General features: G+C 55.1%; 17 protein-coding genes. 15 read left to right on the top strand and 2 right to left on the bottom strand.

Features of this window, described 5'->3' with window-relative positions; all coding sequences use genetic code 11:
• Positions 1-201 precede the first annotated feature (201 nt).
• Together G5193_RS05845 and G5193_RS05840 are read right to left on the bottom strand one after the other, a co-directional pair.
• The gene (locus tag G5193_RS05845) at positions 202-3351 is read right to left on the bottom strand and encodes a metallophosphoesterase (protein ID WP_421205365.1); all 3150 of its coding nucleotides are present in this window, start codon (positions 3349-3351) and stop codon (positions 202-204) included.
• Positions 3352-3637: 286 nt separating this feature from the next.
• Positions 3638-4156, bottom strand: a complete 519-nt coding sequence (locus G5193_RS05840) for a hypothetical protein (protein WP_376901416.1) — start codon at positions 4154-4156, stop codon at positions 3638-3640.
• A gap of 572 nt (positions 4157-4728) precedes the next feature.
• Here G5193_RS05840 and G5193_RS05835 point away from each other — a divergent pair.
• From G5193_RS05835 to tssM, 15 genes are all read left to right on the top strand, one after another.
• The gene (locus tag G5193_RS05835; RefSeq protein ID WP_158109707.1) at positions 4729-5106 is read left to right on the top strand and encodes a hypothetical protein; all 378 of its coding nucleotides are present in this window, start codon (positions 4729-4731) and stop codon (positions 5104-5106) included.
• A gap of 1030 nt (positions 5107-6136) precedes the next feature.
• Positions 6137-6640 (top strand): type VI secretion system contractile sheath small subunit, encoded by a 504-nt coding sequence (gene tssB / locus G5193_RS05830; protein WP_421205362.1) that lies wholly within the window; start codon positions 6137-6139, stop codon positions 6638-6640.
• A 37-nt stretch (positions 6641-6677) separates the two neighbouring features.
• The gene (tssC, locus tag G5193_RS05825) at positions 6678-8159 is read left to right on the top strand and encodes a type VI secretion system contractile sheath large subunit (protein ID WP_421205361.1); all 1482 of its coding nucleotides are present in this window, start codon (positions 6678-6680) and stop codon (positions 8157-8159) included.
• 6 nt (positions 8160-8165) lie between these two features.
• Positions 8166-8597, top strand: coding sequence for a type VI secretion system baseplate subunit TssE (tssE, locus tag G5193_RS05820; RefSeq protein ID WP_005347308.1), 432 nt, complete (start codon positions 8166-8168; stop codon positions 8595-8597).
• Positions 8598-8600: 3 nt separating this feature from the next.
• A complete protein-coding gene (gene tssF, locus G5193_RS05815; protein ID WP_421205359.1) occupies positions 8601-10367 on the top strand; it encodes a type VI secretion system baseplate subunit TssF in 1767 nt (588 codons plus the stop codon).
• Positions 10331-11329, top strand: a complete 999-nt coding sequence (tssG, locus tag G5193_RS05810; RefSeq protein WP_421205357.1) for a type VI secretion system baseplate subunit TssG — start codon at positions 10331-10333, stop codon at positions 11327-11329. The genes tssF and tssG overlap by 37 nt, the downstream gene beginning before the upstream one ends.
• Before the next feature lie 39 nt (positions 11330-11368).
• A complete protein-coding gene (tagH, locus tag G5193_RS05805; protein ID WP_421205355.1) occupies positions 11369-12604 on the top strand; it encodes a type VI secretion system-associated FHA domain protein TagH in 1236 nt (411 codons plus the stop codon).
• Positions 12604-13119, top strand: coding sequence for a type VI secretion system lipoprotein TssJ (gene tssJ, locus G5193_RS05800; protein ID WP_019444945.1), 516 nt, complete (start codon positions 12604-12606; stop codon positions 13117-13119). Before tagH ends, tssJ begins: the two co-directional genes overlap by 1 nt.
• A 2-nt stretch (positions 13120-13121) precedes the next feature.
• Entirely contained in the window at positions 13122-14456 is a 1335-nt protein-coding gene (gene tssK, locus G5193_RS05795; RefSeq protein WP_421205353.1) for a type VI secretion system baseplate subunit TssK, read from the top strand.
• Between the two features lie 23 nt (positions 14457-14479).
• On the top strand, positions 14480-15259 hold the full coding sequence (gene icmH / locus G5193_RS05790) for a type IVB secretion system protein IcmH/DotU (RefSeq protein WP_421205351.1): 780 nt from the start codon (positions 14480-14482) through the stop codon (positions 15257-15259).
• Between the two features lie 20 nt (positions 15260-15279).
• Entirely contained in the window at positions 15280-17922 is a 2643-nt protein-coding gene (tssH, locus tag G5193_RS05785; RefSeq protein WP_421205350.1) for a type VI secretion system ATPase TssH, read from the top strand.
• 2 nt (positions 17923-17924) lie between these two features.
• A complete protein-coding gene (locus G5193_RS05780; RefSeq protein ID WP_421205348.1) occupies positions 17925-19463 on the top strand; it encodes a sigma-54 interaction domain-containing protein in 1539 nt (512 codons plus the stop codon).
• Positions 19463-20068 (top strand): type VI secretion system-associated protein VasI, encoded by a 606-nt coding sequence (gene vasI, locus G5193_RS05775; RefSeq protein WP_421205347.1) that lies wholly within the window; start codon positions 19463-19465, stop codon positions 20066-20068. The genes G5193_RS05780 and vasI overlap by 1 nt, the downstream gene beginning before the upstream one ends.
• A 9-nt stretch (positions 20069-20077) precedes the next feature.
• Positions 20078-21505 carry a type VI secretion system protein TssA gene (gene tssA / locus G5193_RS05770; protein WP_421205345.1) on the top strand — a complete coding sequence of 476 codons (1428 nt, stop codon included), beginning with the start codon at positions 20078-20080 and terminating at the stop codon, positions 21503-21505.
• Positions 21506-21546: 41 nt separating this feature from the next.
• Entirely contained in the window at positions 21547-25044 is a 3498-nt protein-coding gene (gene tssM, locus G5193_RS05765) for a type VI secretion system membrane subunit TssM (protein ID WP_421205343.1), read from the top strand.
• Positions 25045-25056: the final 12 nt, after the last annotated feature.

The raw sequence follows: 25056 nt of genomic DNA, 5'->3' as shown, positions 1-25056 counted from the left end.
AGGAAATAAAAAATCCCCCGCCTCTTTGCAAAGAGCGGGGGATTTTTTTATGTGGGTACAGCTCTTGGCCAACCAGATAGGGGGCGTAAGCTATTTGGCGAACGTCTTATCGCAACTCCGCCATTGCTGTGATCTGTTAGCCCTCTTCTTGCTTCCCACTCTGATATATAAAGGAAACTTTAAATAGCTAATGTTATGAATTTAATTCTGCTGCTCCAATAAAAGCTCATTTGAAAAATCAGCAATACTTGTATATTCTGCCGCGATGGATTTTCTTTTTCCTACAATTTTTTTCACATAGTCTGTTAATGTTTCTTTTTCTTGTTCTTTAATAGAGAAGTTAAAATTTATTATCTCTATATACTTTATCAGTAACATAGCAACTTCATGGTTTTCTTTGTATTCAAGAGATTTTATTTCATCGCATATTTTTATATCATCTAGTTCGCACATAGCGAACGTAATGATGACTTTATCAAAGTTTGTGTCGACTTTGCTTCGTAATTCTTTTACTCTTACAATCTGTCTTTGATTGATAAAGTCATTTGACATTAAATCTATAACCCAAATAGGGAAGAATGAGGCTGCAAATCTAATGAATGTGTCAATTTTTTCTTTGGGTACATTCGCATCCTTTGAATTTTTCATTACATCTGAGATTGCTCTTTCTAAAAACTCTTTAAATTTGGTCTTAAATAGATATAATCCGATAGTTAGATCGTGCTTATAACACAAAAATATATCTTCCATTATTTTTTCTGTTTCATTAGCATCCATTATATGCTCTGCAGCTCTGAAAGCTCTTGCATATAAAGATAAAGAACGTTGCAATAATATATTAGGTGTTATATTGTCATCGTAAGTTGTCAGAGTTGCTCCATTTTCATTTACAGGAGCTATTTCATCTAACATTACTTCACATTCTTCTTCCGTTTTATGGCGATGAGAGTAACCATCATCAATATTTTCTTCTGTAACTAGCTCAACAGGATTCTTGTCCACTAATGACCTGAGCAATGATAGAGCATCAATTTCATCTAGATTTATTTGAACTTGAAGTGCTGTTTTTTGTATATAAGAGTGAGTTCTTTCACCTATGAATTTTATTAACTTGATATCATTTTTTTTAATGGCGGAAAGATATTCTAATGCTTTATCAAAATACAGATAATCAATTCCATCATCAGTTGCATAAAATTCTGAATCTAGTTTTGATAAATAGTATGCAAAACAATAATTGAAAAAGCACACTTGTGAAAAACAATAGTTATTATCTATCTTTACAATTATTCCACTTTGAATTATTGGTGATATATATCCTTCTACATCGAAATCTTGACCAATCAATGAATTGAATTGAATTACAAGCTTATATAGTTCAGTTTGTTTAATACAAGTGCATCTTTCAAATGCTAAATGTTTTGCAGTAAAACCGAGGAACAGGAGCAAATCTTTATATTGAGGTCTATTTCCTTCGGTCATACAATGCTTTTGTAATAAAATTTCGATGAAGTTCTCTAGAAGATCCGCCTCGTGTAAGTATGATTTTCTATAATGTGATTTACGTTCATAAATTGACATTATCATGCTGTATATAAAATGGTTGTTTGGCATGCCCGCTTTATTTACAGCATTAAATGCTTGCCTTGTAATCACAGATTTGTTGGTGGTTTCTGGAATCCACTTTTCAATTAGTTGCCGAATATCGGTGCGGCCAATGCCTGAAAAGTTAACGATATGGAATTTGCTTTTAAGATCTGTTTCATTAAATATCCCTTCTATTATTTTTTTGATATTATTTTTTGCAAAAAGGATGAACCGGACATGAGAGTTGTCTCTGACAATATTTAAGATGGACTGTACAACAGAACCATCACATCTATCAAGAGAGTCCAATATTATTATCGATGAATCAGAGAAAACGTCATCTTGTATTTTTTTATTAAACTCTTTAAGGTGATTTACTTTTGAAGAGGATTGCTCATAAAACGCGAATAATTTATTTTTTAATTTAACTTCATTAATCTTGGAATCATTGATTTCTTCACAGTTTAGATAATAAACTATATTGTCAATATTCTTATATTTCTGTTTACTAAGTAGTTCCGTTACAATTTTTTTTGCTAGAGTGGTTTTTCCTGTATTTTCACCACCAAAAATACAGTACGATAAGGGGCTATTCACCAGTTGGTTAGTTGTTATATTCGAATCATCGTTAGTGCCAGACTCCATTGCGATACCAGGTTCAAGCTTTAACTTAGGTTCTATATAAATATCTGAAAGACGCTTTCTTTTATCATGCTCCAATCCAGTGTTACATAGTAAATCGTATTCAAATTTATCAATTAGCCATGAGGATGCTTCAGAAAAAGCATCAATATTAAAAATACATTTTTCTGATAGTGAGAAAGACATCCTACCATTAGTTACTCGTTTGTTCCATTCGGTGAAAAATTGTTTGCTATGGTCATACCGCCTAAAAAATATATCTCCACTGTTAAGATTGTTTCTTTGGTGGAGTGATATGACACTATATCCAGAGTATTCATCATTGTTACTAATATCAAATTTGCCTGCTTGAATCTTAATTAAGCTGTTATTGTTAAAATGAGTTTCCTGGATAACATTTAACTCATGCATATGGCCAAATAAAAACATCTGAATATTAGATGTATGCAAAAACTCTGATGTTATTGCTCTATCATCATCATATAGCCAATCTAGTGGATGATGCATTAAAACGATTTTTTGTTCATATTTTTTTACAGTGGATAAGCTGAGTTTTATTTGGGAGTTGGTAACTGCTAGCTTACCTTTATCATCACCATTTGCTAACCATGCGGAATTTAAACATGCAATAGCAATGTTATTATGCTCATAGATTCGAAACAAATTTGTCTTATGAATTATTTTTTTTGTATCATCCAGCCAATCAATAAAATTATTATAGTTAATAAACCAGTTGAAATCATTGTCATTGTTTTTTTCATCAAATAGTTCATTTACTTTATTAGCATGATCATTTGTAAATACATCGTTTTTAGCGAATTTATCAGCCCTTTTCCAATTTAGGCGTTGGATGTCATGATTACCAGGAGTGACAAATATATCGCTTTTGGTGATTTTTAATTTGTCTATCAGAGGATATATTATTTTTGTTTTTATAAGTTCAAATTCATGTTCTCCAGCGGTATTTGTTAAGTCTCCCGTGATGAACACAGTATCAATTTCTCTGTTTTTTGAGATTAAGTCATCAATCAAGCAAGTCATGATGCTGCTTGCTCTTGATTCATTCATTTTAGTAACAATATTACTGATGTGAATATCAGACAAATGCAATATATTTTTCATGGTTTATAATTAAGGTCATGTTAGTTGAAGTGTGAATCGGAACCATTATTTAAGTTTAAAAGAACGCCATCAAATTTAAGTGATGATTACCATGTGTGCTCTGTCGAAGTAGATACACTCACTGTTCAGATAAACTATTCATACCGACTACGGTCTATCTTGATTATAAATGTTAATTGACAAATGCATGTTGGATAAAAAGCAATTTGTACCTATTTTACATGGCTGATAATAATTGGTGCCTTTATTTTTAATAAAATAAGTTGAAGAATGAGATATTGCTTTCTTAAGGACTCAATTTGGTAAATTCAAATTTATCATTTCTAATATCTCTACTTTTTTTTGAGTGGCCAAGCCAAACACCTTTTAATAATCTATTATTGACTATTTCAAATTGATATACACCGAAATAACCATTTTTATCTTTTATATCGAACCACTCACCAATGATGTAACTTGAACGTATATGACCAAAAAATGCGTACTTTACTTTTTTTGAATAAAACTCAAAATATATGTAATTCCCGAGTTGCTTTAATTCTGAATGACCATGTCTATCGATCTCAGATGAGAAGTCTTGACTTCCACCATCACCCCATAAAATTTCCCATTCGCCATAAAGCTCTGGTGGCTTTTCTCTGAAAATACTTCTAACTGGTAACCAGCTCATATATTTAACAGCTATGTGAGCGATTTTAAAATCTAAGAGACTTTTTAATATCAATGCTATGATAAATGTAGTAATACCTGTGGCAACTGCTACCCAATCAACAGATGAATAAAATGTGGTGACTTGATTTAGCATATTTTCCTGAGTGTTTATTTTTTAAAGTAAAAAATCAAATGCGAAATTTTTATTGGAAATCTGGGCACCCACCTTTTTGGGAGGAGCGTAACGTAACCAAAACGCACGCTACCGCCCGTGGATTACAGCTTCCAATATGCTCCATTAACCAGCGAGGGCAGAAGCCCATCACTGATGAATAGGCACCGGATGGCTATGTTAAGCCAATCGAATCTGGTCACGCTAGCCAAAAATTGACGTAAGTGTCAGTAATGACTGATTTTTTGCGCTGGCTCAATAAAAGGGTGTGGGCGGAGACAGGATTCCCATGGCCCTTGATTTTATTGGGGTTGGTAGGCGTGGTGGGGAAGAGGGTGGTTGGCTTGCCGCTGAGGAGGGGGTTGTTGGGGGCAATCCCGCTCTGCCAATCGGCGCTATAGTGCGGGCGCTGGTTGCCCTGTGCTCCGTGCCCCAAGCTGGCGAGGCGGGGGATCTGCGGCAACAATCAGCTGTTGCAATCACAGCCATGTGCAACACATCGTTATGCAAATATGACCATGCAAACACATCACCAGATAGAGAGGAGATCACCCATGAAGCGTACCATCCTGTTCGGCCTGCTCTGTGGCAGCGTGCTGCTGGCCAATCCGGTCTTTGCCAACGACACAGCCCAGTTGCAGTGCGAGGCGCAGGCCGCGGCCAAAAAGCTGAGCGGCGCCGCCAAGACCAGCTTTGTCGGCAAGTGTGTGAAAGATGCTGCTGGCGCTGCGACCGGCGAGTGCGAGAAGGCGGCCGCCGACAAGAAACTGGCCGGTGCGGCCAAGAACAGCTTTATCCAGAAGTGCGTGAAGACGGGCGCGGCAGTGGATCCGGCGGCCAAGTGCGAGAAGGCGGCGGCCGACAAGAAGCTGGCTGGCGCGGCCAAGAACAGCTTTGTCCAGAAGTGCGTGAAGGATAGCGCCGCCAAGTAAGGCATTTTCTCATCCGGTGTGTTTGCGGGGGGCCATCAGGCCCCCCGCGCTTTTTGGCGCACTGAACGACACCTCTTGTGGAGTAAGGTGCACTTCTCTATGTAGCAAAGAGCGGGATCTGGTTGTGCCTCTCATTACGTCCCATCTCCCCGGTGAGGGAGCCCTGCTCTGGTGGCTTGAGCGAACGGATCGGTTCTCTGGTCAAGGCTTATATTTATTCCCGGTGCCATACCATGCGCTTGGTCAATGATGGTGAGATTCCTCTGCCTCTGCCTCTGCCTCTGCCTCTGCCTCTGCCTCTGCCTCTGCCTCTGCCTCTGCTCACCGGGCGCATCGTCAAAACAGACGAGGGTGCTTGGGCTGATTTTCACAGCCAATCCTGCTTGACTCCAGCGTTAGCAGGGAGTGCTCACATTGACTGATGTCATCTGTGGTGACGGTGTTGTGGCTTGCTCTCAGATATATTAAATAAGGGATGTAACGCTAATTACTGTTTGTTAATAGCGTAATTTTTACTTATCTGTCTCTGCCATTTTTGGCCTCTTGTTTCACGTTAGATTATTCTGATTATGAGGCTGTAATTTCCGGTTACAATTTTGTTCAAGACCATGCCATCTACCAGGGTCACATACCCTTGATTCATATATGTCAGAATTTGTCGTATATGAATGTGCCGAGAATGATAATGTACCTGACAAGGCACCACTAAAGCTTCTGGCGCTGAAAATCTTTATTGAAAATCGCCATGTCATTGATTTTATTTGTTTTTTATTTTGTTTTTGATGATGCGGAGTAACGCGTGTGCTTTACCAGTTTCAAAAGAAATAAATATGGTCTTGAGAGGGTTGGTGCCGTGCGGGTCGTGCTGTGGCGGCTTATTGATATGTCGTCAAATATTAAAGTTATTACTCTGGATCATCCCTTTTTAATATCGGACTTGCTTCAACTGTAATTTATTACAGTTGTTGCCAGTACTATTGGCTATAAGCTCTGCCCTTCTTGATAAAACCTCAAAATCGGGTACTAGAGCATGGGAAAAGGAATTGATGGCGCTACTGTCGCGCCCAAAGAGCGTATAAATATCAAGTATGTACCGTCGACTGGTGGTCAACAGGGAGAAGTAGAACTTCCCCTGACCATGATGGTGGTCGGCAACATGAAAGGACGCACCGAAGATACCCCCATCGAGGAGCGTCAGACTGTCTCCATCGACAAGAATAATTTCTCATCTGTCATGAAAGAATCGGCATTGGAACTGAACTTCACCGTTCCAAATCGTCTGGAAGAGAACAGCCAGGACGAGCTGCCGGTTTCGATCAAAATCCAGTCCCTGGAAGACTTCACTCCTGACAATGTGGCCCAGCAAGTGCCCGAACTGCGCAAGCTGCTGGAACTGCGTGAGGCGCTGGTTGCCCTGAAGGGGCCGCTCGGCAATATCCCTGCCTTCCGTAATCGTTTGCAGGATCTGCTGTCCAGTGATGAGGCTCGTGAGCAACTGCTCAAAGAGCTGGATTTGATCAAGCCAGTCGAGTGATCGGCGGGTTGTATTGACTGAACGAGAAGGAACAAACATGTCTTTGGTCGAAGAACAGGTTCAAGCGGGGGCGAATGCCGTCTCCTCGTCCTCTTTGCTGGACGAAATCATGGCACAAGCGCGCATCACGCCGGTTGATGAGGGTTACAGCGTCGCCAAGCAGGGGGTCGCAGCCCTGATCGCCAACATTCTGGATAGCGGTACTGCCAGCAGTCCGGTCAACAAGGCACTGGTGGACAGCATGATTGTCGAGCTCGACAAGAAGCTCGGCAAGCAGATGGACGTCATCCTCCATGCCAAGCCGTTGCAGGAGATGGAGTCCTCCTGGCGCTCCCTGAAGTTGCTGGTGGATCGCACCGATTTTCGCGAGAACATCAAGATCCAGGTGCTGCACGCCACCAAGGAAGAGCTGCTGGAAGATTTCGAATTCTCACCCGAAATCACCCAGTCCGGTCTCTACAAGCATGTCTACTCCAGCGGTTATGGTCAGTTTGGTGGTCAGCCGGTGGGGGCCGTGATCGGTGATTACGCCTTCACCCACAGCGGACCCGATATCAAGCTGATGCAGTATGTCAGCGCCGTCGGCGCCATGGCTCATGCCCCCTTCATCTCTTCCGTTGCACCGACCTTTTTTGGTGTAGACAGCTTTACCGAGCTGCCCTCCATCAAGGATCTGAAATCGGTATTCGAAGGGCCGGCCTACACCAAGTGGCGCGCCTTGCGTGAATCGGAAGATGCCCGTTATCTGGGACTGACCGCACCGCGCTTCCTGGCCCGTCTGCCGTATGACCCGACCGAAAACCCCATCAAGGGCTTCAACTATCAGGAAGATATCAGCTCGGATCACAATCACTATCTGTGGGGCAACACCGCCTATCTGATGGGCACCTCCCTGACTGACAGTTTCGCCAAGTACCGCTGGTGCCCGAACATCATAGGCCCGCAGAGCGGTGGTGCGATCCACGATCTGCCGGTACACGTCTATGAAGCCATGGGTCAGCTGCAGGCGAAGATCCCGACCGAAGTGCTGATCACTGACCGTCGTGAATACGAGCTGTCGGAAGAGGGTTTCATCACCCTGACCATGCGTAAAGACAGCGACAACGCCGCCTTCTTCTCCGCCAACTCGGTGCAAAAGCCCAAGGTGTTCCCGAACACCAAGGAAGGACGCGAGGCCGAAACCAACTACAAGCTGGGCACCCAGCTGCCCTACATGTTCATCATCAACCGCCTGGCGCACTACATCAAAGTGCTGCAGCGCGAGCAGATCGGCTCCTGGAAGGAGCGTCAGGATCTGGAACGGGAGTTGAACAGCTGGATCCGGCAGTTTGTGGCCGATCAGGAGAATCCGCCGGCAGAGGTCCGCAGCCGTCGTCCGCTGCGCGCCGCCCAGATCAAGGTGCTGGATGTGGAAGGGGAGCCGGGCTGGTATCAGGTTGCCATGTCAGTGCGCCCGCACTTCAAGTACATGGGGGCGAGCTTCGAGCTCTCTCTGGTAGGTCGACTGGACAAGGAATAAGGCCCGATGCCGTATCTCTCTTCCTGGGATAGAGGAAATGCGGCCAGCCTGTTCGATCGCATACGGGGGGAGGGGCTGAGTCCTTCTCCCCGTTCGGAGGTTGAGGAGTTGGTTGATTCTGTCAAGCGGCAGCTCGAACAGATCCTCAACACCCGTCCCGGCAATTGCCGCAGTGCTCCCGAGCTTGGCGTCATCGATCTCAATGACGCCACTCAGGGCAGTGCGGATATCAAGGGGCGGATCCGCGAAGCGATCCGGCAATGCATCCGTCGTTATGAACCGCGGATTGTGCATGTGGATGTCCGTTCACCCGACTATCAGGCGAGTCCGCTCGAGATGTCGTTTCAGGTGACGGCCCACGTGCGGCTGGAGCATATCGAGCAAGTTACCTCGTTCAACGTCCATATGGACAGTCACCGCCACTACCGCATGGTCTGATCAATGTCGCTGGAACATTACTTCAGGGATGAGTTGGCATTTTTGCGCCTGCAAGGGCGCGAATTTGCCGATAGCTATCCCGAACTCACCCGTTTTTTGTCGGAGCAGAATACCGACCCGGATGTGGAACGCCTGCTGGAAGGCTTTGCGTTTCTCACGGGCAACCTGCGCGCAAAAATTGAAGACGAGTTTCCCGAGCTGACCCACGGTCTGCTCAATATGCTCTGGCCAAACTACCTGCGTCCCGTCCCCAGCATGACTATCATGCAGTTTTCGGTTATTCCGGGGGCCATCGCCCAGCCCGCGCTGGTGAAGCAGGGCTGCCAACTCGACAGTCTGCCTATTGACGATGTGACCTGTCATTTTCAAACCTGCCACGATGCCTGGGTCTATCCGGCCGAGATGCGCGAGGTGACGGCGCAAAGTGGCAACGATCTCTCAACCATCTCGCTCGATATTGCGCTGCATGCCCCCTTGCTGCTCAGTGAGTTGCAGCTGGACAAGCTGCGCTTTTTCCTGGGGGGCGACAGCTACACCGCTTATGAACTCTACTTCTGGCTCGCCAACCAGCTCTCCCATATCGAGCTGGAGATAGACGGCAAGCGCTTTCGTCAGGAGGCCAGGGCCCTCGAATCGGTCGGCTTCGAGCGCGACGATGCGCTCTTGCCCTATCCGAACAACGTCTATTCCGGCTACCGGATCCTGCAGGAGTATTTCTGCTTTCCGGAGAGCTTCCTCTTCTTCGAACTCTCCGGTGGCGAGTGGCCCAAACAGCCGCTGCCGGTGAGTGAATTCAAAATTCATTTCTGTTTCGACCGGCCCTTGCCGGCGGAACTCAAGATCCGTCCCGACTCCTTCATGCTCAACTGCGTGCCGGCCATCAACCTGTTCCAGCACGACAGCGAGCCGGTCAATCTCAACGGCCGTCAGGCGGAATACCCGCTCAAGGCGAGCTATCGCTATGCCGACAGTTTCGAAATTTTCTCGGTGGATCAGGTTGAAGGTTGGGTCGAGGGCAATCTGGGGCGCTCTCGGGGCACGCCGCGCATCTATCAGCCATTCGAAAGTTTTCAGCACCAGATAGAGCGGGCCAAGCAGCGGCTGGCACTCTACTACCGGGTGCGGGTCAGGGAGTCGGTGAGTGGTGATGGTTTCGAGCACAGCCTCTCGTTTGTGCGGGGCGATGAAACCACCACGGTCGACCTCGATGAATCCATCTCGGTGACGCTTACCTGTACCAACCGCTCCCGCGCCGCCCGCCTCAAGGTCGGCAGCATCTGCGTGCCGACCGGCAGCTCGCCGTCGTTTGCCACCTTCCGCAACCTGATCCGGCCGACCCGGCCGCTGCGCCCGGCACTGGATGGCAGCCTGCACTGGACCCTGATTTCCAACCTGTCGCTCAACTATGTCTCTCTGCTGCGCCGCGATGCCCTGGTGCAGGTGCTGCGTACCTACGACTTTCCCGCTTTGCACGACAAGCAAGCAGAGCAGGCGTCGCGCAAGCGGCTGGCGGGGATCGAGGAGATCGAGACCAAGCCGGTGGACAGGCTGGTGCGCGGCATGCCGGTGCGGGGGCTCAAGTCGGTGCTCTCCATCCGCCAGTCCGCCTTTGGCAGCGAAGGGGAGCTCTATCTCTTCAGCACCGTGCTGGCCCACTTCTTCTCGCTCTATGCCAGCGTCAACGCTTTCCACCTGCTTGAGGTGGTCAATCTCGATAACAAGGAGCGCTATCAGTGGCCAGTCCAGATCGGTCAGCACTCCCTGATGTGAGCGCCGCCAACGAGGCGCCCCGTTTTAATTTCTTCCAGCTGGTCGAGCTGCTCAACCGGCTCGATGGCGCCGATCAGGAGCGTGGTCTCGATCACCTGCCAAGTGACGAGAATATTCGTTTCAAGGCGACCGCATCGCTGGGGTTTCCCACCAGTGACGTGCTGCAGATTGGCCGCGACGAGAAGGGGCGCCACGAGCTGGAAGTGGCCTTTCTGGGTCTGCACGGCAGCCAGTCGCCGATGCCGGGGTATTACCTCGACTCATTGGCGTGGGAGTACGCCCAGGGTGAGCAGAAGCTCGGCCTGTTTCTGGATTTCTTCCACCACCGTCTGCTGACCCTGCTGCACCGGATCTGGCGCAAGTATCGCTACCACGTCCGTTTTCAGGACGACGGTGAGGATGGGTTCTCCCGCCTGATGTTTGCGCTGGTGGGGCTTGGCAACGACGCCGTCTGCCAGAGCCTGCCGGTCAACCGCGCCAAGATGCTCTCCTATGCGGGCATGCTGGCCAGCCCCAGCCGCTCGCCCGAGGTGGTCGCCGGTCTGGTGGCCCACTGCTTCGATCTGGCGGATGTAGAGGTGAGCGCCTGGCAGTGGCGCAATGTGCCGATCCATCCGGAGCAGCAAAACCGCCTGGGCGGTGCTTGCGCCACTCTGGGGCATGACTTCGTCATCGGTGACAAGGTCAATGATTGTGCCGGCAAGTTTTTATTGAAAATCAATGATCTGAGTTTTAGCCAGTTTCTCGGATTTCTCCCGAACGGGGAGCATTTCCACGCCTTGGTGACCTTTGTCTCCTTCATCTTGCGCGATCAGCTGGCCTGGGATCTGCGGCTTGGCTTCGGTCAGGAGCAGGCCAAGGGGCTGAGATTGGGGGAGGAGCAGAGTGCCCGTCTGGGGTGGAGTACCTTTCTCGGCCAACCGCCGAGTGACCCGTTCGTGACGATCTGTGTACAGGAATAAGCACAGAAATTCAGTGTAGGAATACGTGCAGGAGTGAATGTGGACGACTTTAACCAGCAACTATCTCTGGTGGTGCTTAACAGCGAGCAGCTCGACGGCAGCCAGCAGGTGCAATATCGCTTCGACGAGATGGGAGGCACCCTGGGCTCCTCCGAACAGGATGACTGGCAACTGCGAGACAGGTTGGGGGCGGTGATGCCGGCCCATGCCCGGGTCGAGCTCAATGACGGTCGTTTCTGCCTGTGCGATCTCAGCGGCCAGACCTACATCAATGGTGCTACCTCGCCCATCGGGCGGGCTCGCAAGGTGCATCTGGAGCAGGGAGACGAGCTGGTGGTCGGCCCGTTCCGGCTGCGCGCCTATCTCGGTGCCATTTCCCCCGAGCAGAGCCTGCAGCAGGTGCTGGGCAACCGTCCAACCGAACAGCTTGACGAGTGGCTGGCCAGCGATCCCCACCACACCCAGACCCTGGATGATCCTCGGGCCCTGGCGGTCGACCCTCTGCTGGCATTGCAGCAGGAGCGTGCGGCCCCGAGTCCGTTGGTGGATGCTCGCCTGCAGGCTCAACCGCAGTTTCAACCGGATATGGACACCGTATCCCTCGCTCCATTTTCAGCCGTCGAGAACACCATGAACCAAGAATTTCTGGATATGCCCACCATCGAGAACCACCCCGACTTCCAGCCACTGGAGGGCGTTGATCACGTCGCCCTGACTCCGCTGATGCGTGGTCTTGGCCAGCCGTTGCAGCTGCAAGACACCCAGCAAGCCCACGACATGCTCGAAGAGATGGGCAAGACAGTGCGTGCCATGGTGGAGGGGTTGCTGCAACTGCAAAGCGATCAGGCTGCGCTGGCAGACAAGCACCTGCGCCCCATCGAAGACAACCCGCTGCGCCTTGGTCTCGATTATGACGAGACCTTGGCGGTGATGTTTGCCGAGCAGAAGAGCCCGGTGCACCTGACCGCGCCTGCTGCGGTAGCCGAGAGTCTGCGCAATGTACGCATTCACCACGTGGCGAACCAGCAGGCTATTGGCGCTGCGCTGGACAGCATCCTGCAGGCCTTCTCGCCCGAGGCGTTGCTCGGTCGTTTCGAACACTACCGTCGTACCGGTACCCCGGGTGTGGCCGATGAAGGCTGGGCCTGGAATATGTACCAGCACTACTACCGCGAGCTCACCTCCGCCCGTCAGCAGGGGTTCGACAAGCTGTTCCATCAGGTCTACGCCCAGGCGTATGACCAGGCCGTGCGTCAGCAACAGGGACTGATTTGATGATACGCGCACTGTGGTTTGGGGCCTGTCTGCTGGCCCTGGCCGGTTGTACCACCATGGGCAAGATGGCCGATGTGGCCATGAACCCGGATATCCAGGTGGGGAGCAACGATGACCAGCCCTCCACCCTGGGGCTCAGCCTGTTGGCAGAGCCTGATGTCAACCCCAACGAGAGCGGGGAGGCGGCACCCATCGAGTTTCAGGTGGTGCTGCTGGCTGAAGATTCCAAGCTGCTCGCTACTGACTATGACCAGGTGACGGCGGATGTAGAGAAGGCCCTTGGCAAGAACTACCTGGATCATCAGGACTACACCCTGCTGCCCGGCCAGTTCAAATACCTGCCCCCCGTCAAGCTTGACGAGAAGACCCGTTACATCGGCGTGATTGCACGGTACGCCGATCCGGACAGCGCCGAGTGGCGCAAGGTCATCAAGGTCAAGAGCAAGGGAACGGCCTATCAAATTCTGGTGCACCTGCGCCTGGATGAAGTGGAACTACAAAAAGAAGAAGAATAATCATGTCGAGTCGAAATCGGGTTATCTGGCGTGAAGGGCTCTTTATCAAGCCCCAGCACTTCCAGCAACAACAGAGACATTCAGATTACGCGCTGCACGCGCGTTTGAGCGCGCTGTCCGACTATTTCTACGGGTTGCAGTCGCTTGCCATCAACGAGGATTACCTCGGCTTTGGCCGCATCGCGCTGGTGGGGGCCACCGGTATCCTGCCGGACGGCACCGTCTTCAACATCCCGAACGATGATGTGCTGCCGACCCCGCTGGAGATCACCGATGCCTCGGTGGCCAACCAGAAGGTCTATCTGGCGCTGCCGCTCTCGGTGAGCGGGGTCAACGAGGTCAATCAGGGCGGTCAGGTAGCAACCCGGCTGCAGGCTCATCGCCACGATGTGCGGGATCTGCACAGCGAAGGGGGCGACGTGGTCTCCCTCGAAGTGGGGCGGGTCAGCCTGCGCCTGATGCTGGAGCGGGAAGATCGCAGCGCCTATGCCTCGCTCGCCATCGCCCGCATTCTGGACAAGCGCCCGGATGGCGGTCTGGTGCTGGATCCCAACTTCATGCCCTGCAGTATCAGTGTCTCTGCCATCCCGACCCTCAAGCGCTTCCTCGGCGAATCGGCTGGCCTCGTGGCCGAGCGGGCTCGCAGCCTCTCCCTGCGCATCGCTGCGCCGGGACAGCAGGGGGTTGCCGATGTGGCCGAGTTCATGATGCTGCAACTGCTCAACCGGGCTCAGCCCCAGCTCTCCCATCTGGCGCGTCTTGGCACCCTGCACCCCGAGCGGTTGCACGAGGCGCTGGTGCAGCTTTGTGGCGAGTTGATGACCTTTACCGACGAGTCCCGTCTGCCCCCCGAGTTCCCCGCCTATCGTCATGACGATCAGCAGGTGAGCTTCGAGCCGGTGATGTTGGCCCTGCGTCAGGCGCTCAGTACCGTGCTGTCGCCACGTGCCGTCTCCATCCAGCTGCGCAAGCACCAGTACGGCGTCATGGTGGCCATGGTCAACGAGAGCGAGTTGATGCAAAGCGCCGACTTCGTGCTGGCAGTGCGTGCCCGCATGCCGCAGGAGCAGCTGCGCAAACAGTTGCTGCAGCAGACCAAGGTGGCGTCGAGCGACAAGATCCGCGAACTCATCAGCCTGCAGCTGCCCGGTATCCCGCTGTTGCCGCTGCCGGTGGCGCCGCGCCAGTTGCCCTATCACGCCGGTTACAGCTACTTCCAGCTCGACCGTCAGAGCCCTGCCTGGCAGATGCTGGCGGTCAGCAACACGCTCGCCTTCCACATCGCCGGCGATTTCCCCGAGCTCGACATGCAGCTCTGGGCCATCCGTAGCCAGTGATCGCATCAAGGAAACAAGCAGAGATGACCACGGACATTATCAACAACGAGCAACTGAGCGACCTGCTGTTCGATCACGCCGAGCAGCTGGACATGGATTCGGACTACTGGTTCCGCCTGCGTGGCCAGAGCATCAACCCGATGATCGATGCGGTGACCCCGCTATTGGGGCTGGTACAGCGGGTGCGTCTGTTGTCGCGCTACGACCGGGTGCCCGAGCTTTATCAGCGGGTGGTGACCGAGATCCAGGCCATCGAGCAGGAGTTGATGGCGCAGGGTTACGAGAACGGCGTCGTCCTCTCGTTTCGCTACATCCTCTGTACTTTCATCGATGAGGCGGTGATGGGGCGCGACTGGGGCAGCCAGAGCGAATGGTCCCAACACTCACTGCTGGCCCGGTTTCACAACGAGACCTGGGGGGGCGAGAAGGTATTCGTGCTGTTGTCGCGTCTGCAGGAAGATCCGGTGCGCTATCGCGACATTCTGGAGTTCATCTATCTCTGCCTTTGCCTCGGTTTTGAGGGGCGCTACAAGGTGATGAGCCAGGGCCGTGACGAGTTTGAACGGATCGTCAAGCAACTGCACAAGCAGTTGTCCCTCGAACGTGGCGGTGAGGCACCCAGCGTGTTTCATCTCGACCTCGGTCAGCAGGTATCTCGCTACCAGCTGCGCAAACAAGTCTCCCTGCGCACCCTGTTTATGGGCGGCGCGTTGATCCTGGCCATCATCTTTGGCCTCTATCACCACCAACTCAATAACCAGACCCAGGACGTACTGCGTCAACTGGGCGAATTATTAAAATAAATACTTAAGGAGAGCACGCCTTGATTCGTATAGAGCTACCGGTACTGGTGGAAAGACTCAACCCCATCTGCCGTCACATGCTGGAGGAGGCCGCGGCCCTCTGTGTCAATCATCAGGGTGCCGAGATCCGCATCGAGCACCTGCTGCTCAAGATGCTGGAGACCCCCCTCAGCGATGTGCGTCAGGTCCTCAAACGGGCCGAAGTTGAGGTTGAAGAGTTAAAGAGCCTGCTGCAACCCTCGGCGGCTGATAACGGTTATGGTCAGGGTCATCCCTCCTTCTCACCGCTATTGGTGGAGTGGCTGCAAGACAGCTGGCTGCTCGCCTCTGCCGAGCTGCAACATGGCCAACTGCGCAGCGGCGTCATGCTGCTGGTGCTGCTGATGACTCCCCAGCGTTACCTGCCGGGCTCGGTGACCCGTTTGCTTGCCAACATCAATCGCGAGCTGCTGCGCCAGCAGTTTGACGAGTGGGTGAAAGAGTCTGCCGAGACCCAAGTGACCGTTTCTGCCAACGGTACTTCGACTCAGGCCGCGCTGCCCGCCGATGCCAGCCTGCTAGCCCGCTTCACCGTCAACGTTACCGAACAGGCCCGTCAGGGAACCCTGGATCCGGTGCTCTGCCGGGATCACGAGATCGATCTGATGATCGACATCCTCTCCCGTCGCCGCAAAAACAACCCCATCGTCGTGGGGGAGGCGGGGGTCGGTAAAAGCGCGCTGATCGAAGGGTTGGCGCTGCGCATCGTCGCGAGCCAGGTGCCGGAAAAATTGCGCGATGTGGAGCTGATGACCCTGGATCTTGGCGCCATGCAGGCCGGAGCCTCGGTCAAGGGGGAGTTCGAGAAGCGTTTCAAGGGGGTGATGCAGGAGGTCAAGGACGCCGTGCGACCTGTCATCCTCTTTATCGATGAGGCCCACACCCTGATCGGGGCGGGCAATCAGGCGGGGGGGCTGGATGTCTCCAACCTCATCAAACCCGCGCTGGCTCGTGGCGAGCTGCGCACCATCGCCGCTACCACCTGGGGTGAGTACAAGAAGTACGTGGAAAAAGATGCCGCCCTGTCGCGCCGTTTCCAGCTGGTGAAAGTGGGTGAGCCTAATGCAGATGAAGCCACCGTGATCCTGCGCGGTCTGCGCAGCATCTACGAAAAGGCCCACGGGGTGCTGATCGATGAGGAAGCGCTGCAAGCCGCCGCCCAGCTCTCCGCCCGTTACATTTCCGGCCGTCAGCTGCCGGACAAGGCGATCGACGTACTCGATACCGCCTGTGCCCGGGTGGCCATCAACCTGACCACGCCGCCACGCGCGGTCAGTCACCTGCAAAACGAACTGCGCCAGCGCGAGCTGGAGATCCGTCAGCTGGAGCGCCAGAGTCTGATCGGTCTGGGTGACAACGATGAGCGACTCACAGAACTGAAAGCAGCCCAGCAGACCTGCCGTGACACCCTGCGTGAGCAGGAAGCCCAGTGGCAGCAACAGCAGGGATTGGTGCATCGGATTGTCGAGCTGCGTGCCGCCCTGCTGGCCGATCAGCAGGATGAGATGCTGGCCAGAGAAGCGCTGGATCTCGCCGATGCGCCGCTCGATCCGCAAGCGGCTGCCGAGCAGCTGGCCGGTCTCGAGCGTGAGCTGGCCGAGCTGCAACAGGGTGAGGTACTGGTCTCTGCCCATGTCGACAAGACTCAGGTCGCAGCGGTGATCGCTGAGTGGACCGGGGTGCCGCTTAATCGCATCTCCCAAGGGGAGCTCGATGTAGTGACCCGTCTGCCGGAGTACCTGGGCGAGCTCATCAAGGGGCAGGATGTGGCGGTGGCCCATCTGCACAAACACCTGCTGACCGCACGCGCCGATTTGCGTCGTCTAGGCCGTCCGCTGGGCGCCTTCCTGTTGGTGGGGCCAAGCGGGGTCGGCAAGACCGAAACCGTATTGCAGATTGCCGAGCTGATGTTTGGCGGTCGCCAGTATCTGACCACCATCAACATGTCCGAGTATCAGGAGAAGCACACAGTCTCCCGTCTGATCGGTTCGCCTCCCGGCTATGTCGGCTTTGGCGAGGGTGGCGTGCTGACCGAAGCCATTCGCCAGAAACCCTACTCGGTGGTGCTGCTGGATGAGGTGGAAAAAGCGCACCCCGATGTGCTCAACCTCTTCTATCAGGCGTTCGACAAGGGCGAGCTGGCGGATGGGGAAGGGCGGATCATCGACTGCAAGAACGTGGTCTTCTTCCTCACCTCCAACCTTGGTTTCCAGACTATCGTCGATCATGCCGAGCAGCCTGATGACCTGCTGGATGCACTCTATCCGGAGCTGGCTGCCTTCTTCAAACCGGCCCTGCTGGCGCGGATGGAGGTGATCCCCTACCTGCCGCTCGGTCACGACACGCTAGTGCAGATCGTCGGTGGCAAACTCAACCGGCTGGTCAAGCTGCTCAAGGAGCGTTTCGGTGCCGAGGTGGTGCTGGAGAGCGAGGTGGCCGAGGAGATCCTGCTGCGGGCCAACCGCAGCGAGAACGGCGCGCGGATGCTGGAGTCCGTCATTGATGGAGCCCTGTTGCCGCCGGTTTCCCTGCAACTGTTGCAGCGCCTCTCGGCCGGTGAGCCCATCAACCGGGTGCGCTTCTCGGTGGCCGATCACCAGTTTGTGGCCGAGGTGGAGGGCTGACCATGGAGCAAGCCCTCGCATTCGCCCTGGCCCTCACCTCGCAACGGGATGAACAACATCTCTGCCACTGGTGGAGCTCGACCCTCCATGCCAGCTTCCAGCCCAAAGGACTGCTGCTTGGCATGCTGGATGTGAGCGGCCGCCAGCTGGAGTGCAAAGGGTGGGTAAAGGGGCAGGAGGTTGCGCTGGCGCTGGCGGTAGATGATTTCTCTCATCCACTCGCCTATGTGCTGCACAAGGCGCAATCCCGCACCTGGGATTCCCTCCATGGCGGTGCCCGCATTGAGCACGCCAGTTTTCGCGCACTGCTGGCCAACCTTGGCCAGCAGTGCGGCCTGCACGCCTTTCCGCTCAATGATGGCAACGGCAAGCCGTTTGCCGTGCTGGCGATGATGGACAGTGGCGATGTGTTGCAGGAGTGGGCGGCTCGCCCCGAGCTGGCCAGTCTGGCGCAGGTCTTTTGCAACCAGCTTACCCTGATCCGCGATCTGGGTCGTAGCCGCCGGGATCAGAACGTGTTGCGCGACTCGCTGCGTCAGATCAAGGGGGAGGGGGAGCGCCAGCGCCAGCACGAGAAGTTGCTGGGGGATCAGCTGGTTGGCCAGTCGGCGGTGATCCGCGGCTTGCGCGAGCAGATCGCCCAGGCGGGCCAGCACAAGCTGACCGTGCTCATTCAGGGGGAGACAGGCAGTGGCAAGGAGGTGGTCGCCCGCTTGGTGCACCAGTGCTCCGAGCGTGCCGCCAAGCCATTCGTCGCCATCAACTGCGCCGCCATCCCAGAGAATCTCATTGAGAGCGAGCTGTTCGGTTATCAGAAAGGGGCCTTCTCCGGCGCCCTCTCCAACAAGACCGGGCTGGTGGCGCAGGCCAATGGTGGCACCCTGTTTCTCGACGAAGTGGGCGATATGCCCGCCACCATGCAGGCCAAGCTGCTACGGGTGCTGGAGACCCGCAGCTACCGGCCGCTTGGGGCAGAGCAGGAGTATCACTCCGATTTTCGCCTCATCGCGGCCACTCATCAGCCGCTGACCCGCCATGTGGAGGAGGGGCGGTTCCGTGCCGACCTCTACCACCGTCTCTGCCAGTGTCTGCTGCTGATCGCCCCCTTGCGCGAGCATATCGAGGATGTGCCCCTGCTCTGCCAGCACTTCATGGCCCAGTTTGCCGCGCAGGATGACAAGGGACTGGCTGGTTTGCAGCGCAAGTTCCTCAAGCAACTGCAAAGTTACGACTTCCCCGGCAACGTGCGCGAACTGCGCAATCTGCTGGAGGTGGCCTGTGCCCACACCCGTCATGGTGAAGAGGTGGGGCTTGGCGCCTTGCCGCCGGAGCTGCGGGATCGGGTCTGTGCCGAGCTGCCCGATGCGCTGGATGATTACAACCATATCCGCGATCTGCGCCGGGCCATGCAGCAGTACGAGGCATCGGTGATTGAAGCGCGCCTGCGCTACTTTCAGGGCAATCGCATGCTGGTGGCCGAGAGCCTCAATATTCCCAAGCGCACCCTGGATCACAAGTGCCAGAAACTGGAGGTGAACTGATGAGCATCATGGGTTTGTTGCCCCTGCTGCTGGCGACCGGCAATGCGATGCCTCCCTTCGATATGGCGGCGTGGCAAGCGTGTCGTCGCGAGCCATCCCCTCTGATCCGGCTCGCCTGTTATGACGCCCTTGGCAATGAGGCGACGCAATCAGGCAACAAGGAGAGCACCAAGTCTCCGGCCTGGCTTGCGATAGCGGAGCAGGAGTTGGCCCGTGTGCCGGATAGCTCACCCTTCCTGTTGCGACAGGATGAGGAGAGCGGCACGGCGGTATTGACCCGTCCGGCCCTGCGCGGTGCCACCCTGGCGATAGGTTGTGTCAACAGCATCACCCATATTCGCTTGCGGCTGGATGCGCCGTGGCGCGGGGAGAGTGTCGCGGTTGCGCTGGATGGACAAGCGACTCGTAGCAGTCAGAGCTGGTTTATCCGGGATCAGGGATGGTTGCTCGAATATGGCCGCGGTCTGCCCGCCATCGAGGAGCTAAAACGCTGGATCGGTCATCGTGAATTGCAGGTTCAGGCGGCCAACGGCGCCTTGCTGCGGGTCGATCTCAGCGGCCTGAAAGAGGCGCTGATACCGGTGCGCCAACAGTGTCGCTGGTAGGGGGGGAAGATGAGCTATCAACACCCCTGGTGTAGCCGTCTGCTCACCAGCTTGCCGGATGCACAGATCAAAGGGGCCGTGCTGGCCGATGAGCCTCGCTGGGACTATGTGGAGACCGAGCTGGTCAAGTTGGGCTCCCTTGCCCACAGCCAGGTCGATCTCAATACGGTCGCCGAAGCCTGTCTGGGGTTGCTGGAGAGCCGCACCAAGGATATGCGGGTGCTGGCACAGCTGTTGCGCTGCCTGCAGCACCCCGCCAAGGCGACCCCGATGGGGGCTGCGCTGAGCTTGCTGGAAGCCTGGATCAAGGCTTACTGGCTGTTGGCCTGGCCCGGGAATGCGACCCAGAAGCAGCGATTGATGGTGCAGATCATCAAGCGCTTCGAGGGTGCCCTGCCGAGGGTGAGCGAGAGCGCCTCGGCGGCGGAACTGGCGCAGTTGCTGGCGCAGGCAGAACAGCTGGAGGCCGTCTGGCTGGCCCAGTGCCCTGACAAGGGGGAACTGCTGGATCCTCTGGTGATGGGGTTGAAGCGGGCCCAGCGACAGCAGGTTGCCCAGGCCCAGGCTGATGCCGGAGGTCAACCTGCAAGCAGCGCTGCTGCAGCCACCGCCAGTGCGAGTGGCATGGCGGGCACCATGGTGCTCAGTGGCAGCAGCAAGGGCTCCGGGGTCGAGATTGATAGCTCCAACGATCGGGCATGGCGACAGACCCAGCTCAAGGTGGCGGAGCTGCTGATTGAGCGCCAGCCAGAGGTGGCTATCGGCTATCGGCTGCGTCGTCACGCCATCTGGGCCGGTATCACGACACCTCCCATGACTGCGCAGGGCAACAAGACCCAGCTTGCGCCCATGTCGGCTGATATGGTGGATGAGTATCGTGCAGCCATGGGCACGCCAGATCTGGCGCTCTGGCAGCGCATCGAGCAGAGCCTGACGCTGGCCCCTTACTGGTTCGAGGGGCACAGGCTCTCGGCCGAGGTGGCCCAGAAGCTGGGATATGGCGCGGTGGCGCAGGCGATCATGGCGGAGCTGGATGCGTTTTTGCAGCGCCTGCCAGCGCTGCGGGATCTCACCTTCAGCGATGGTTCCCCGTTTCTCTCCCCCGAGTGCAGCCGCTGGTTGCAGCCTGCCAAGAGCAGTGGGGGCGGCAGCGGACAGGCCGAGCTGGCCGAGGAGGTTGCCTTGCGTCATGGGGAGCAGGGGATTGCCGCCGCGCTCGCCCTGCTTGATGAGCGGATGGCACAGATGAAAGAGCCAAGAGCCCGCTTCCATGCCTTGCTGGTGCAAGCGGAGTTGTTGGAGCAGGAAGGCATGGAGGCGCTTGCGCGCCAGCAATATCAACACTTGTGGCAAGAGGCAGATCGCCTCGGGTTGTCGCAGTGGGAGCCCGGGTTGGTCAGCCGCCTGGCCCCCTATGTCACCCATTTGCCGAAATAAGTGCCGAAATGAGTCATTGAGTCGGAGTTGGATCACATTTTATGTTCAAAACCATCTTTACCTTTCTGCGGCAACAGCTGCCGAAACTGAAACCCTCCTGGCCCCTGCTCGGTGTGGTGCTGTGGGTTGTCGCCCTGATCCTGGTGTGGTGGCTGGGGCCTCACATCGAGATCCGTGATGCCAAGCCATTCGAGCCCTTGTGGGGGCGGGTGGTGTTTACCCTGCTCTGGCTCTGGTTGCTGCTGGGGGTACTCTCCTGGCGGGCATGGCGAAAAATGAAGCAGCTCAAGGCCGAGCGCCAGCATGAGGTGCTGCTGGAACAAGATCCGGTCAAAGGGCTCATCGACAAACAGGCGCAGTTCCTCAATCGTTGGTTGCAAGCCTTGAATGAACACCTTGGCAAGGGGGCGCTCTACGCCATGCCCTGGTATCTGGTGCTGGGTCTGCCCGGCAGCGGCAAGAGCAGCCTGATCCACCGTGCCAATCCGGCCAACAAGCTCAATCCCAGACTCGATACCGAACTGCGGGACGTGGCGCAAGGCCAGCTGGTCGATTGCTGGCTGGGGGAGCAAGCCGTGATGCTGGATCCGGCCGGCGCGCTGTTGTCACAAGCCGAGCCCGAGCTGGATCCGCAAGCTCGCAAGCATGAGCGGCTCTGGTTGCATCTGCTGAACTGGCTCAACGAGCACCGTCGTCGTCAGCCCCTTAATGGTCTGGTACTGACCGTTGATTTGGCGTGGTTGTCTGCGGCCAGCGTGGCCGAGCGCAAGGCGTATGCCCAGCTGATGCGTGCCCGGTTGCAAGAGGTGTCGGCCACCATGAATACCAGGCTGCCGCTCTATGTCACCTTCACCAAACTCGACATGCTGCGCGGCTTTGATGTGGTCTATGAACAGCTGGATAAAGAGGCCCGTGACGCCGTGCTGGGGGTGACCTTCAACCCCGGCAGCAGTCAGGGCAAATCCTGGCAGCAGGATCTGGCGCTGTTCTGGGATCAGTGGGTCGACAATCTCAACCGCAATCTGCCCGAGATGATGCTGGCCCGGCTCGATGCCGCCCAGCGCAACGCCCTCTTCTCGTTTGTCCGTCAATTGGCGGGTCTCAAGGATTATGTGACCAGCCTGCTCGATGAAACCCTGATCATTGAAGAGAGCAAACCACTGCTGGTGCGCGGCGTCTATATCAGCTCCGTTTATCAGCAAGGTGTCCCGTTCGATGCCTTTGCTCAGGCCGCTTCCCGGCGTTACAGCTTGCCCGAGCCGATTCACTCCGCCCTGCGCGGGGAGTCCAACACCTATTTTGTGCGCAAGTTGTTCTCTTCGATCATCTTCCCCGAGGCCCATCTGGCCGGAGAAAACCGGCTGCATACCCTCTATCGTCGTCGCCGGATGGCCATTGGCCTGAGTTGCCTGTCGCTCTTCTCGGCGGCCCTGATCGGTGGCTGGCACTACTTCTACCGGGTCAACGAGGAGGCGGGGCGCAATGTACTGACCAAGGCGCAAGCGTTCACCGAGACCAACGAGGTCGCTGATGAACATGCCTTCGGTGTCAGCCAGTTGCCACGTCTCAACCTTATTCGCGAGGCAACCCTCTCTTTTGGCAACTACCGCGAACGGATGCCGCTAGTGGCAGACCTTGGTCTCTATCAGGGGGATGAGATTGGCCCCTATGTGGAAGGCTCCTATCTGCAACTGCTAGGGCTGCGTTTCCTGCCTGCCCAGATGCAGGGACTGCTGGAGGATCTGAACCGGGCACCGGCTGGCAGCGAGGAGAAGCTCTCCATCCTGCGGGTGATGCGGATGCTGGATGATGCCTCCGGTCGCAACAAGGAGCTAGTGGAGCAGTACATGGCCAGCCGCTGGCAGAAAGCGTTTCCGGGGCAGGGGGCGGTGCAGGAGCAGTTGATGGGGCATCTTGACTATGCCCTTGATCACACCGACTGGCACGCTGCTCGCGCCGCTCGGGATCAGGCTGCCATCACGGCATTTGTGCCGTTCAAGGAGTCGGTGTATGGCGCCCAGCGTGAACTAGGCAAATTGCCTATGTATCAGCGGGTCTATCAGAATCTGGTGGTGAAGGCGGGTGATGTGTTGCCGCCGGATCTCAATGTCCGTGACGAGGTGGGCCCCACCTTCGACACCGTGTTTGCCCTGCGCAACGAGAGCGCTGGTCAGGTGCCGCGTTTGCTGACCTGGCCCGGGTTCAGTGACTTCTTCCTCAAGCAGGACAAGGCGCTGATCGATCTCACCGCCATGGATGCCTGGGTGCTGGGCCAGCGCAAGCTTAGCCAGTTGAGCGAGGCGGATCGCAAGGAGATCACCCGTCAGGTCAACGATCGCTATGTCACTGATTACGTCAACCAGTGGCAAAAATTGCTGACCAATCTGGATGTGCAGACCCTTGCCAGCCCCGAGCAGGCGCTCGATGTGCTCTCGGCCATCACCGGCAACGACCAGCCATTCCAGCGGGTGCTCGCCGCGTTGGATGACAACACCCGTATTCGCAAGATCTCCGATGCGGAAGGAGATCCGGCGCAGGCGATCACTGCCCGGATCGGTCGCCCCTTTATGGCCACCAATGGCGTCTTGACTGGCCGTGGGGAACAGGGGCCGCTGATTTCGGAAGTGAACCAGAAGCTGATTGAGCTGCAGCACTATATGGAGCTGATCGTCAATGCCACCGAGCCGGGACAGTCAGCCCTCAAGGCGGTGCAACTGCGTTTGACCAATAAGTACGCCGATCCGGTCTTTGCATTGCAGCAATATGCTCGTGGTCTGCCCGAGCCGCTCAATCGCTGGGTGGGTCAACTGGCGGATCAGAGCTCGCAACTGGTGATTGATCTGGCGATGTCATCCCTCAATCAGGAGTGGCAGGCGAAGGTACTGGCACCGTTCAACAGCCAACTGGCGGATCGCTATCCGTTCAACCCGGGTTCTGCCAAGGATGTGCCGCTCTCCGAGATGGAGCGCTTCTTTGCCCCCGGTGGCACCCTGGACAGCTTCTATCAGGTCAACCTGAAACCCATGGTGGAGGGGGGCTTGATGGAGGGAGAACTGAGCTCACCCATTCAGGCCGAGCTTATCAAACAGCTGGATCGCGCTGCGCGGATCCGCCAGATCTTCTTCAGCCAGCAGGGCAATCTGGAGGTGCAATTTGCCCTCGAGCCCATCGAACTCACCGCCAACAAGCGGCGTAGTGTGCTCAACCTTGATGGCCAGTTGCTGGAGTATGCCCACGGCCGTCGCAACAAGATCCCGCTGGTGTGGCCAAACACCATGCGCGACGGGGCCGAGAGCAAGATCACCCTGGTACCGGCTGCCCGCGAACGTTCACCGCGCAGCGAGGGCTTTGTCGGTCCCTGGGCCATGTTCCGCCTGATGGACAAGGGGGAGCTGACTCAGGTCAACGAGGCCACCTTTGATGTGCGCTTCCCAGTGGATCAGGGTGCCATGACCTATCGGGTCTATACCGACAGTGCCCAGAACCCCTTCACCGGCGGCCTGTTCAGCCAGTTCAGCTTGCCTGAATCCCTCTATTGATCATGTTGGGGG

This window comes from Aeromonas sp. 601027, assembly GCF_049174455.1.
In the GTDB taxonomy this organism is placed as follows: domain Bacteria; phylum Pseudomonadota; class Gammaproteobacteria; order Enterobacterales; family Aeromonadaceae; genus Aeromonas; species Aeromonas veronii_A.
The sequence above is the reverse complement of the archived record's forward strand: the minus strand, read 5'-3'. Positions and strand labels throughout refer to the sequence as shown.